Genomic DNA, 12,873 nt, shown 5'->3' with positions numbered 1-12,873 from the left:
TGCCCAATGGGATAAGTCCTGCCAGAAGAAAAACCGTCATCCAGTCCACGGACTGATAGGCTTCGTCAATGGTGAGAACGCCTGTGATGATCATGCCCAACGCCCCTGACATCAACGCCACGGAAAGCTGGATTTTCAAAACAACAATCTGGAACAGGGCCAGGGCCAGCCACCCCACGGCAAACATGGCTTTCTGGGGCCGCAGAATTTCGCCTTCCAGTTCAGAGGCGAACATTAAAGACTTTGGCGCAGGCCGGTTTTTAAGGATATGAAATTTTTCCCAGGGCCCCTGGAGCAGCAGGGTATCCCCCATGGCCAGCCGGATATTGGTCAGCCCGGAATAGTATTTGCGGTTGTCCTTGAACAGCACCAGCGGATTAAGCCCGAACATCTCCTTGAAATCCACCTCGTTCAAGGTTTTTCCGATCAGTTCGGACCGGGGGGAGACAACAGCCTCCACCATGCCGGCATTGGTGTTTGCAAGGGACTCGGCAAAGGTATCCAGGGCCGGCTTGATTTCCCAGCCAAATTCCGCTGCCAGCCGGTCAATATTTTTCTTTTTACCCACGACCACGATGTCGTCCCCGGCATTAATTCCTTCGTAGCTGTGGGGCACATGGTTGGTGGTCCGGGTGGCGGGAGAAGAGATGCCGATGACCGTAACAAGAAATTGCGGACGAATGTTTAAATCATCCAGAAGTCCTGTGGTTCCGCCGCCTTTGGGCACATGCATCTCCACCAGACTGTCTACCCCCTGGTATTCCTGGATCAGTACATCTGATGCGCCTTTTCCGGCCTGGCCGCTTGCGTTGGGAAGAATGAACCGCCCGAAAATCAGAAAATATAAAAGCGCCGCGAGCAACAGACACACACCAATGGGGGTCTGGGTAAACAACCCGAAAGGTTCAAGCTTTTCACCGCCCAGGATCATAAGATCGTTGAGCAGGATGGTCGGGCTTGCGCCCACAAGGGTAATCGTTCCGCCGATAATGGCGCAAAACCCCATGGGCATCAGGATGCGGGAGGTGGGAATACCCACCCGCTTGGAGATTCTCTGGGTGGCGGGCAGAAACAGGGCCGCGGCCCCGATGTTCTGCATCATACTGGAAATAATGCCCACGGTGCCTGAAATCAGAAGCATGATCTTGCCTTCGCTTCTGCCTGCCAGGGCCAGGATGGGTTTGGCCACTTTATTCATAACGCCGGTTTTATCCAGACCTGCGCCAATAATAATTACGGCAATAATGGAACAAACTGCGTTGGAACTTAAGCCCACAAAGGCTTCCTTGGGAGAGATCAGCCCAATCAGGGGAAGAAGGACCATCATCATTATCCCGACCACATCCACCCGCACCCATTCAAACACAAAGAGGCAGATAACAAAAACCAGGATGATCATGGTCATAATCATATCAGGTGTCATTGAAAAACACTCCACTTTTAAATTTTTATGCGCCTTGCATCTGGGCAGCTTGTGAGCATGCGCGCCTCTAACGATCCGTCCAAACACAGGGTTTTAGTCCAGAACTACATAAAAATGATGCTATTCATCCTCATTTCTGTAGATAAAGCACAGCACCGCTGTAAACAAAACCAAACCAAGACCGATGAGAAAATGAGCACTCATGAAAGATATCCTCCCTATTCCACTGAATAAACGCAAAGCCGCTGGGCAATCCGGTTCTGGTTGACGGCAGCGGCCCTTGTCGCAACAGGACTCTCGTTCTCGGAGATGATGAATTCAATATGACCGCACTCCCTGGTAATATCGGAAATGGCATGGTCAACATCTGCCTGGCTTGTGGTATGGGCAAATTTCAGTCCCAGTTCTGCAGCCTTTTCCTTGAACGGGGCCACATTTTTTCCGGCGGCATCCTTGAAATCGGCGAACAATTCTTCCTGGCTGGTAGAAAAAAACGAGGTCACGTCATGGGTCAGATTGGCTGCATTTACCGCAATAATGCCGTAATCCATACGTTTGGCCATATCCAGGGCATAATCAACCATCTCATCGGAAAACCGGCTTTCAAGGGTGGCAACCACCACATTTTTTCCCTGGTTTGCCCGGCATGACATGGTGCACTCATCAACGCCGCCATCCGTGTTAACACAAGGCTGGGAAAACCTAATCTCCTTTTCCGTATTGCCGTGTCTTTTGCCAAGACTTAATAGCCGCCCCTTTAATCCATTTAGCAACTGCATACTCAACTGTCCTCCTTTATAAATGCATTGGGTTATCATCATGGTTGGAAAATAATGAGCAAGTTGCATACCAGTTTTCCCCAATGGCCATAACAGCCTGTAGAACAAGGATTTTCATATTAGGGAGCCATTTGCGAGCCCCTGAATGTGTTGCACAATGCAATACAATTTATAATTATTATCCAACGCCTTTCCCCATAGCGGTTTTCGGACATTGCAATTATCAATGCATGTGTTGCGCAATGTAACGATCTGCATCCCATTTGCCTGGTATTCCTACGCGGCCCGGCCCATAAATCTATTGGTCATGCGCCATCAAAGGGACTTTAAACGTCAGACAAGCATCAGGCATGGTAATTGCTGTTGCTGATTGCTGATTGCTATACCGCGCCAATGCTGAAAAGCCTTAATGATTTTCAAATATTTTTAAATGTGAGAGAAGGGGCCGTCAGGGTGAAACGAATCTTTAAAAAAGAAGAAGAGACCCAGGGTGTTGATACGAGGACAGAAGAAATTGCAGCGCTGCGCGAGGCCGTGCTGGACCAAAGAATTCCGGCCGAGGTTGAAAAAATCCTGCTCAAAGAGGTGGACCGGCTTGAAAAAATCAACCCAGCTTCGGCAGAGTACACCATAGGCCTCAACCATATCGACTATGTAACCACCTTGCCCTGGAACCGGTACACCCAGGATAATCTTGATATCCAGCGCGCGGAAAAAATTTTGGATTCGGACCATTATGGGCTTGACGAAATCAAGGAGAGAATTCTTGAGCACCTGGCGGTCCGGCAGATGAAGCTGTCCCGGAAAAACACCATTCTTGTGGTGGATGATGAGCAGATCACCCGGATGAATCTGGAGCATGTCCTGTCCAAGGAGGGCTATGAGGTCAGCACGGCTGACGGGGGCACCCAGGCCCTGGCGTTTTTAAAGGACAACACCGTGGATCTTGTGATCACGGATCTTAAAATGGACAAGATCGACGGCATGGCGCTTCTGGAACGTATAAAAGCCACAAGTCCGGCCACGGAGGTGATCATCATCTCCGGGTATGCCACGGTGCTCACTGCCGTGGACGCCATCAAGCGGGGGTCCTTTCACTTTATTCCCAAACCCCTCAAGCTTGATGACATCCGGGAAACCGTTAAAAAGGCCCTGGGCAAAAAAACAGGACTGGTGGAAGCCAAGGGGCCTGTGATCTGCTTTGCCGGCCCTCCGGGCACGGGAAAGACCTCGCTTGGCCAGTCCATTGCCCAAAGCCTGGAACGTAAATTTGTCCGGATCTCCCTTGCCGGCGTAAAAGATGAGGCCGATATCAGGGGACACAGGCGCTCCTATGCCGGTGCCCTTGCCGGCCGGATCATCCAGGAAATCCGCCGGGCCGAATCCTTGAATCCATTACTCATGCTTGATGAGATCGATAAAATCGGACAGGATTTCAAAGGGGATCCTGCCTCAGCCCTTCTTGAAGTGCTGGACCCCCAGCAGAACGCCAGGTTCATTGACCATTACCTGGACCTTCCCTTTGATCTTTCCAAGGTGATGTTCATTGCCACGGCCAATACGGTGGCAAGGATCCCCGGGCCTTTGCTGGACCGGTTTGAGGTGATCTCCATGTCCGGGTACACCATCGAAGAAAAAATCCACATTGCCGGGCGTCACCTGATCCCCCGGGCCAAGGAGGATACAGGGCTTTCAGGATTTGATCTTAAATTTACCCCAAATGCACTTTGCGCCATCATCAGGGAACACACCCGGGAGGCGGGATTACGGGGCTTTGAACGTAAAATTTCCGCCATCTGCCGCAAGATTGCCCGGCAGTATCTGAATACACCGGGGGGAACCCGGCAGATAAAAATAGATGAAAGCGCCGTGGAAAAACTTCTGGGCCCTGCCAGATTTCACTATGAAATTGCAGGGGCCCGGGACCGGGTGGGGTGTGCCACAGGCCTTGCCTGGACAGAAAGCGGCGGGGAAATCATCTTTGTTGAAACCACACGGATGATGGGGTCCGAACGTCTGATCCTCACCGGATACCTGGGAGAAATAATGAAGGAATCGGCCCAGGCCGCCTTAAGCTACATCCGCAGCCACACTGAACAGTTTGGCCTGGCCGCAGATTTTTTCCAGGGCCGGGATATCCACATTCATGTCCCTTCCGGGGCCATTCCCAAAGACGGCCCGTCAGCCGGGATGACCATTGCCGTGGCGCTGATTTCACTGTTAAAAGATATACCCTGTCCCCGGGATACGGCCATGACAGGCGAGGTGACCTTAAGCGGCAGAATTCTTCCGGTGGGCGGCATCCGGGAAAAACTGCTTGCAGCCAAAACCGCCGGAATCAAGACGATCATTTTTCCTGCCAAAAACCAGGCTGAAATTGCAGCCATGGATGACAGCCTCAAGCAGGGAATAAAGATCTTCACTGCAGGTGAACTCGACCAGGTGCTCCGGCAGGTATTGGGCGTCACCGCCATTGATTTAGCTGCAGTGCCGAAAGGGCTTTGACAAAACAAATCCAGCAATGATTGCCATAAACATACGCGACACAGTGGAATGAATACATCGAAAGATATCATTATCTTGGGCATAAAGCCTGTGCCAGACGCGCAACTTCGATATTTCATTACTGCCGGCGAACAAATCCCTTCATTTTTTTAAAATGGGGAAGTTATTTCATCCCCATTCCTATACAAAATTCAACCCATGTTGTCAGAGAGTTGAAAGCCACTTTCCAACCTGATTGGGTGAAAGAGGGCGAGAAAAAAAATATCCCTGGATTACTTGACAATGATACTTATGTAAAAGGCTATACTGCTCCATAGTTTCTACACCTTCAGCAACAACTACTAGCCCAAGACTACGCCCCAATTCGATAACAGAATGGACTAAAGCGCGCAATCGATTGTCCTCCAAAATTTTTTCAATAAAGCTTCGATCAATTTTTACTTCGGTGACAGGAAGTTGAACAAGATTCGTTAAACTGGAATAGCCTGTACCGAAATCATCTATTGATAAACCAACACCAAGATCTCGAATACGACCAAGTGTTTCCTGCATTTTTTGAGTTAATGCGACTGTTGAACTCTCGGTAATCTCTATGATCAAACTGTCTCCCGGAAGTGAGAACTCATACAATAAATTCCCCACGTAATCAGGGAAATCTGCTTTCTGGAAATTGACAGCCGACATATTTACTGATGTTGTTGGAATTTGTATCCCTTCCTCACGCCATTTAGTCAATTGTTTACAGGCTTCACGAAGAACCCATCGACTGAGGGCTTCAATTTGACCGGTTTCTTCAGCTAACGCAATGAACTTACTAGGCGGAATATGGCCTAACTGATCATCATGCCAGCGAGCAAGAGCTTCCAGACCATGAACCCTTTTTGTTGCAGTCGAAACCTGAGGTTGGTAATACAGAAACAAACCATTATGGGAAATAGCACGTTTTAGTGCAGAACTTATCAAAAGCCGATCTTTGGTCGTAGGGACTCCTTCCGGGGCATGTACGGTGAAGCCTTGACTATTGATTTTGATAGCATGCATGGACACTTCGGCGTTTGACAGTAAGGTATCACAGTTTTGCCCGTCTTCAGGGTAGTGGCTGATGCCGATGCTTGCCGACAGACTTATCGGATGCCCTGCTATTTCTATCGGTTCCTGTACGGCTTCCTGCAAGCTTGTTTCCAACCATCGAGATCTAGTTTTATCACATTGAGAAATAATCACAAATTGATCTCCTTGGGTTCTAGAAAGCAAATCGTCAGATTCTATTCGATCATGAAATCGGTTAGCTAAAGTAACAAGAACCTGATCTCCAGCAACATGTCCTAAAGCATCGTTGACATCTCGAAAACGGTCAATATTCAATATCAGAACAGTTATATTCTTTAAACTGGATGTCTTTTTTAAGAGTTCGTCAAGGTGCCGCCACATATGAAGACGATTAGGTAGCCCTGTGAGTGTATCGAACTGAACAAGTTGATTCAACGCTTGACGATTTTCTTCTCTTTCTATTGCAAGTACGCATAAATGCACTCCCGCTTCGGCGACATGTTCCAAATATTGATCAGGTTCCCCGCCCTGCTTAAAATAAAAAGCGAAAGTTGCCGCCACACTGTCATCGTTACGTTTAACGGGATAGGTCCAGCACGCTCGGAAACCATGTGGCAACATCACATGCTTGTAAGGAGCCCACAGTGGATCAGTCGTAATGTCACGCACCATGACTGCTTCTCCACGGTATGCAGCTGTGCCACAACTCGCGACGCCTTCTCCAATTTCCATATTTTGAAAAAAAATACCATACTCTTCTGGAAAGCTAGGTGCCGACCAAGGAAGCATCCGGTTGTCTGTGATACAGCAGACAGATACTAGTACACCAGGTGCGATAGCTTCAATGCGACGACAAATATAATTCCCAAGCTCTGTAAAAGATAGACTGCTCGTCAAGGCTTGTAAAACATCTCGTTCCATGTTGCGAATTTTTCGATCTTCAGAAAGGTCTTGTAGAATATCCACAGAATATCCTACTATTGCTTCACTTTTTTCTCCAAGCAGTGAGCTATAAATGCGCGTCCAAAGCTCTTGCCCGTCTTTGCTACGCAGGCGCATTTCAGCGTTAAAGCTTCTCTGTCCCCAAGGAAGAGCCTTGTATCGAGCCAATTCCTTTGCAGTAATAAAAGGACAAGGTAGTACCATCGCTGGGTCCCGACCAATCATTTCACTGAGTGAGTACCCAAACATCTCTGTGAATGCATAATTGACATGAACAATGTGGCGCTGAGCGTCTAATACCAGCATTGGCCGATTTATATAATTTATTGCCGTTAACAGGGAATTAAAGTGTTTAACCTTATCATTATCTTCTGCAGTGTAGGATTGCATTAAGATAATGTGCTGTTGTTGCCCATTGCCAAAATCAATGGGCATACGAATATAGATGACGTTCGTCTGAATTCCTTCATCGCTGGTGATTATTAGCGTCTGGCTCTCCCTGATACCATTCGACTGAATATAATCACCATGAAAGCTCAATTCCTGAGATAGAGCCTGACTTACATTCTGTCCCTCTACTTCAGAACGTTCCATTCCCCACATACATTCTGCGATATGATTAAAAAAATGAATTGTATCAAACTCATCTAATAAGATCACGGCAATAGGGAGTTTGTCGAGTAAAGATATTAAAAATTTTTCCGCAGTTACATTTTTGTTCCCAATATCCATCTGTTTTCAACCTGTTAAGCTATGTTCTATAAATTATATTTTGCCAGCATTTAAAATAAAAGTTGTCCAACCGATATAGTTATGGGACAAACTTTCTGTTTACATAAAAAATATATAGCGTTACTCGGATAAAAATAGCAATAATAATCAGCGGTTCAGGGCATGCCAGCAATTCTCGGTGAAGGCATAACTTATTAATCTTGTTTATTTTAAATATTAAACTTTTCGCAATATTTTTTATTTTTTATATTAAATTCAGTATTGACGGGATTCTCGGACGTTTTCCACCGAGAATTGCTGACCTCATTTAGAAAGCCATGAATGCCATTCCAATAATGGGACGGTACAATGGGCATCCGGGCAAAAGTTTTGCCTTTGACTGCTGCGAATTGACCTTCCGGAAATCTGTACTATATTTAAATACATTAACTGAGCATGTCACTTGAGAAGGAAGGATGCAGTATGGGAAAAAAGCTTAGGGCCTGTCAGTCGTGTAAAAAAAAAGACCATTTGCGCAAGCCATCTGACGCATCAAAAGCATTTGTCTGTAAGAATTGTGGCGCATCGTCAACTGAAGCCAAGCTGGTTTGCAAACCTGTAATGCAGAAATTGACCTATTCATGCCAAAAATGCAAACGGTTATCAAATAAGTCCAAACAGTTATGCAAGCCGGAAAAAATCATAGAATAACTTGTTCAGTTGGCAGACAGAACCGTAAAGGGAAGGGGATCCTGCCGGCCCACAACCGCCTTGAAATCCTTGCGGATGGCCACGGTCTCCACAGGCCCTGACGCCCGGGTGGAACCGTCCACAAGGAAGACCAGGTTGTCGGCCAGGCTCCGGATTTCATCCACGGAATGACTCACGTAGAGAATGGGAATATCAAACTGCCCGGGCAGTTTGTTGATAAAAGGAAGCACTTCGGCTTTTCTGGCCGCATCAAGGGAGGCCAAAGGCTCATCCATGAGCAGGAGTCTCGGGCTTGCCAGGAGGGCCCGGCCAATGGCGACCCGCTGTTTTTCCCCGCCGGAAAGGGTGGCCGGACGCCGGTCCAGAAGATGGCCGATCCCCAGAAGGTCCACCACTTTGTTAAAATCAATATAGCGGCTGGCACCCTTTATCCGTTTCATTCCATAGGTCAGATTGGATTTCACGCTGAAATGGGGAAAAAGCCGGCCCTCCTGGAACACATACCCCACCCGGCGTTTGTAAGGGCGCAGGTTAATGCGTTTTTGGGAATCAAAAAGAATTGTATCATGAATGCGGATAAAGCCGCTGTCAGGCCGGGACAGCCCTGCGATCATATTGATCACCGATGTTTTTCCGGCGCCGGACCGCCCGAACAATGCGGTTACCCCGGTCGTATGGGTGCTGAAGGCCGTATCCACCAGGAAATCCCCCTGTTTTTTCTTTAGCTTGACTTCAAACATCAGCGGTCTCCTTTCAGGGTGCGGTTCAGTCTGCGGCCCATCATTTCCGATGCCACCAGGGCAGCCATGGCAACGGTCGCACAGATAATGCACAGCCGCAGGGCCCCTGCCTCACCATCAGGCATCTGGGTCAGGGTATAAAGGGCCAGGGGCAGGGTCCGGGTTTCACCGGGGATATTGGATACAAAGGTGATGGTGGCCCCGAATTCACTTAAGCTCCTGGCAAAGGCCAGGATAATGCCGGTGAGAATACCGGGCAGGGTCAAAGGCAGGGTGACGGTAAAAAACTGATCCAAAGGAGAGGCCCCAAGGGTCTGGGCCGCCTGTTCCAGGCGCGGATCCACGCTTTCCATGGAGAGCCGTATGGCCCGGACCAGCAGGGGAAATGCCATGATGCCCGAGGCCAGGGCCGCCCCTTTCCAGTTAAAGGCAAAACTGAAACCCGTATGTTTGAATAACCAATGCCCCACCACCCCCTGCTTGCCCATGACCAGCAGCAGCATGTAGCCGGTCACCACAGGGGGCAGCACCAGGGGCAGATGAATCAGGCCGTCCACCAGGGCTTTGCCCCAGAAATTTTTCCGGGCCAGCAGCCAGGCCGCAAAAATACCCGGGCCAAGACTGCCGGTTACAGCCCAGAAGCCCACCCACAGGCTGAGCTTCAGGGCTTCAATTTCAATGGGAGTGAGGTTCAGCATAAAAGACTATCTGATGGAAAACCCATAGGTTTTAAAAATTTCTGCCGCTTTCGGGCTTTTGAGAAATTCAAAAAAGGCCTTGGCATCGTCACCGGCTTTGCCCTTGATGATGCAGGCCGGATAGATGATGGGCGGATGGGTCTCTTCGGGGAAAACAGCCACAACCTTGATTTTTTTGGAAATGGCTGCGTCCGTGGCATAGACAATGCCCAGGGGGGCTTCGGCACGTTCAACCAGGGCCAGGGCTGCGCGCACGTCTTTAGCCCGGGCAACCTTGGGGGAGACGGAATCCCAAAGCCCCAGGGACTCAAGTGCCTTGCGGCCATAAATACCTGCAGGCACATGATCCGGGTCGCCCATGGCCAGCTTGTCATCACCCAGGATCCCGGCCAGATCCATCGCCTTGGAGATTTCAATGCTCAGTTTTCCGGAAAGGGGCTGGATCAGGGTGATCCGGTTGCCCAGCAAATTGGTGCGGGTCCCTGGTTCCACCAGTTTTTTTCCCTCAATAAAATCCATCCATTTGGGATTTGCGGACAGGAACACATCCGCAGGCGCGCCCTGGTCGATCTGTTTGGCCAGGGTGGAGGACGAGGCAAATGAGGGAACAACCGCTTTGCCTGTTTCACCAGTGTAAGCGTTGATAATGTCGCCCACGGCATTGGTGGTGGACGCTGCGGCAAAAATCCGGATGGACTCAGCCTGTGCCAAAGCCAGGGGGCTTAACATAAGGGCTGAAATAATAAGGCTGAAAAAAACTGACCAGCAGGTGTGCTTCATTTTCATAATTTAAATCCTTTGCTTATGTTTAATTTAGTTTCACAGCCGGCCAGGTTCGGATTAGATTGCCACCGGACCGGTAAAGTTTCCTCATAATAAATAATTCCATACACGTCAATATAATTTTACTGACTACATCAATGTCCTGTTTTTTTCATTTATATTCTATGGTATAATGCGCGAGTCTAAAACAATCTTAAGTGAGTCGTGCCATGGCCAAAACATCAGACAGCACATTAAACGTTTCCTGCCGTCTCAAGGAACTGCGTACACAAAAAAAAATGACCCAGTCCGAACTTGCCGGTCTTGCGGGTATTAAGCGCCAGGCTGTTTACGATATTGAAACCGGCCGGTATCTGCCCAATACCGGTGTTGCCCTTGCAATGGCCCAGATACTGGGCTGCCGGGTGGAGGATATCTTTTACCAGACCCCGGACCAGGCCCGGGACGTGGTCCTGGTGGACAAGGAATTTGCCTGGGGGCAGCGGGTAAACATCGCCAAGGTCCGGGAGCGGCACTTTGCCTATCCCCTTGTGGGCACCCATGCCAGGATGGAGGACATGGGGGCTGCGGACGCCCTGCTTGAACCGTGTCAGTCCCGGGCAAAAGTATTGATGTCCGAGGAGCGGGTTGCTTCCACGGCCCTGCTTCTGGGCTGTGATCCGGCCTTTTCCGTCCTGGGTCACCGGGTCCGTGAAACCCCGGGACATGCGGGCCTGAATGTCAGGTTTGCCTCCAGTCAGACGGCGGTCACCCGGGTGGCCCTAGGCCAGGCCCATATCGCAGGGACCCACATGCATGCCCGGGGAGATGATGACGGAAACAAATGTCTGGCCACCCAGAAAATGAAAAATATCTCAGGCGTCCTGATCGCCTTCTCCTCCTTTGAGGAAGGACTGCTGGTGGCCCCCGGGAACCCCAAAGGGATTAAAGGCGTTGCCGACCTGGCACGCAGGGATGTCCGGCTTGCCAACCGGGAGGAAGGGGCTGCCCTTCGCAGTCTTCTGGATGACTTGCTTAAAGAGGGCAGAATTCCTGCAGCGGCAATCCTGGGATACGAATACCTGGTGCACAGCCATGCCCAGGGGGCCCAGGCCGTATGCCATCACGTCTGCGATGTTGCCCTGGGACTGCGGGCTGTGGCCGTGACCTATGGGCTGGATTTCATCCCCCTTTCCCATGTCCGCTGTGATCTTGTCATCCCGTCGGACCTGATGACCCATCCCGGTGTTGCAACAGCCCTGGATATTATCCAGACCCGGGCATTCAGAGAGGAACTTGCCTGCCTGCCCGGTTATGAAACCTCGGACACCGGCCGAATTGTTGCGGAATTGTAACACCGGATATTCATTAATTTTTAAATAATTTCTTTCCGGCCCTGATAATTACGTTTTTGATTCTATTCTCTCACGGAAAAATACAAAAATGTTGCCCGTTTCAATTCAGGTTGTATCTGGACCATCTTTATTTCTTGCTTTCGCTTAATAAACAACCCTTTGTTTTTTAAATGAGTTTTTTAAGCGGTTATTAAAATCATTTAAAAGGGCACGTTTTATGCTTTGCATAGCGCAGACAAACAGAATAAAAATCCCGGTCCGCAAATGCTGCGCCGGTATTTCCATAACAGATGGCAAAAAGAGTGTTGGAGCTGATCATGAAATTTTCAAATTATAATCCAGCAGAATACTATGACGAACTCTTCCACAAGGACGGTACTGTCAGGGACGGCGCCAGAAAACTGATCGACAAAATTGAATCCCTGCCCGAAGATGCGCTGCTTATAAAGCAGCAGTCTGCGGAAACCTCGCTTCTACAGTTAGGCAACACCTTTAATGTGTATGGCAGCCAGGAAGGAACGGAAAAAATCCTGCCCTTTGACATTATCCCCAGGATCATTGAGAACAGGGAGTGGCAGCGCATTGAAAAGGGATTGCAACAGCGCATCCATGCCCTGAATCTGTTTCTTGAAGATATTTATCATGATAAAAAAATCATTAATGATAAGGCGATTCCCAGGGACCTGATCATGTCCTGCACTGCTTACCGCAAGCAGATGGAAGGGTTTACCCCGCCCAAAGGCGTATGGTGCCATGTCACGGGCACGGACCTGATCCGGGATAGCAGCGGCGAGTTTTATGTGCTTGAGGACAATCTGCGCTGCCCTTCCGGCGTTTCCTATGTGCTTGAAAACCGCCAGGTCCTGAAACGCACGTTTCCCGAAGTTTTTGTCAGTTCCCGGGTCCGGGCCGTGGATGAATATCCCCACAAGCTTCTGGCCACCCTTGAACATCTTTTGCCTGCCACAGCCTCCCATCCCAAAATCGGGGTGCTGACCCCGGGACGGTATAATTCCGCCTATTTTGAACATTCATTCCTTGCCCAGCAGATGGGCATCGAACTGGTGGAAGGCCAGGACCTTGTGGTGTCGGACGACCGGCTGTATATGCGGACCACCAAGGGGCTTTCCCCCATTGACGTCCTTTACCGCCGCATTGATGATGATTTCATTGATCCAAACGTGTTCCGGCCCGATT

At 49.5% G+C, this 12,873-nt stretch carries 9 protein-coding genes; 3 read left to right on the top strand and 6 right to left on the bottom strand.

Going from position 1 to position 12,873, the window contains the following annotated elements; all coding sequences use genetic code 11:
- Both AB7U36_RS08830 and AB7U36_RS08825 read right to left on the bottom strand, forming a co-directional pair.
- Positions 1-1,423, bottom strand: a 1,423-nt coding sequence (locus AB7U36_RS08830) for an SLC13 family permease (protein WP_428159419.1), incomplete at its 3' end; no start/stop codon positions are given.
- A 218-nt stretch (positions 1,424-1,641) separates the two neighbouring features.
- Entirely contained in the window at positions 1,642-2,202 is a 561-nt protein-coding gene (locus tag AB7U36_RS08825; protein ID WP_428159418.1) for a universal stress protein, read from the bottom strand.
- Between the two features lie 453 nt (positions 2,203-2,655).
- Here AB7U36_RS08825 and AB7U36_RS08820 point away from each other — a divergent pair, with 453 nt between their 5' ends.
- Positions 2,656-4,707, top strand: a complete 2,052-nt coding sequence (locus AB7U36_RS08820) for a S16 family serine protease (RefSeq protein WP_428159417.1) — start codon at positions 2,656-2,658, stop codon at positions 4,705-4,707.
- Between the two features lie 204 nt (positions 4,708-4,911).
- Here the strand turns inward: AB7U36_RS08820 and dosP are convergent, their stop codons facing one another.
- The 4 genes from dosP to modA form a co-directional block, all read right to left on the bottom strand.
- Positions 4,912-7,431, bottom strand: coding sequence for an oxygen-sensing cyclic-di-GMP phosphodiesterase DosP (dosP, locus tag AB7U36_RS08815; protein ID WP_428159416.1), 2,520 nt, complete (start codon positions 7,429-7,431; stop codon positions 4,912-4,914).
- A gap of 695 nt (positions 7,432-8,126) precedes the next feature.
- Positions 8,127-8,861 carry a molybdenum ABC transporter ATP-binding protein gene (gene modC, locus AB7U36_RS08810; RefSeq protein WP_428159415.1) on the bottom strand — a complete coding sequence of 245 codons (735 nt, stop codon included), beginning with the start codon at positions 8,859-8,861 and terminating at the stop codon, positions 8,127-8,129.
- Entirely contained in the window at positions 8,861-9,559 is a 699-nt protein-coding gene (gene modB, locus AB7U36_RS08805; RefSeq protein WP_428159414.1) for a molybdate ABC transporter permease subunit, read from the bottom strand. The genes modC and modB overlap by 1 nt, the downstream gene beginning before the upstream one ends.
- 6 nt (positions 9,560-9,565) lie before the next feature.
- On the bottom strand, positions 9,566-10,345 hold the full coding sequence (gene modA, locus AB7U36_RS08800) for a molybdate ABC transporter substrate-binding protein (RefSeq protein WP_428159413.1): 780 nt from the start codon (positions 10,343-10,345) through the stop codon (positions 9,566-9,568).
- Between the two features lie 206 nt (positions 10,346-10,551).
- On the opposite strand from modA, the gene AB7U36_RS08795 reads away from it, so the two are divergent.
- A complete protein-coding gene (locus tag AB7U36_RS08795) occupies positions 10,552-11,676 on the top strand; it encodes a substrate-binding domain-containing protein (RefSeq protein ID WP_428159412.1) in 1,125 nt (374 codons plus the stop codon).
- Positions 11,677-11,993: 317 nt separating this feature from the next.
- Positions 11,994-12,873 (top strand): circularly permuted type 2 ATP-grasp protein (locus tag AB7U36_RS08790; protein WP_428159411.1); only part of this gene is annotated, 880 nt, incomplete at its 3' end.

The sequence above is a fragment of the Desulfobacter sp. genome, assembly GCF_050177295.1.
This window is presented reverse-complemented; position numbering and strand designations above follow the sequence as displayed.

Coding starts and splice junctions, on each gene's coding strand:
- modB (WP_428159414.1), bottom strand. CDS start 9,559: ATGCTGAACCTCACTCCCATTGAAATTGAAGCCCTGAAGCTCAGCCTG.
- AB7U36_RS08825 (WP_428159418.1), bottom strand. CDS start 2,202: ATGCAGTTGCTAAATGGATTAAAGGGGCGGCTATTAAGTCTTGGCAAA.
- modA (WP_428159413.1), bottom strand. CDS start 10,345: ATGAAAATGAAGCACACCTGCTGGTCAGTTTTTTTCAGCCTTATTATT.
- modC (WP_428159415.1), bottom strand. CDS start 8,861: ATGTTTGAAGTCAAGCTAAAGAAAAAACAGGGGGATTTCCTGGTGGAT.
- AB7U36_RS08795 (WP_428159412.1), top strand. CDS start 10,552: ATGGCCAAAACATCAGACAGCACATTAAACGTTTCCTGCCGTCTCAAG.
- dosP (WP_428159416.1), bottom strand. CDS start 7,431: ATGGATATTGGGAACAAAAATGTAACTGCGGAAAAATTTTTAATATCT.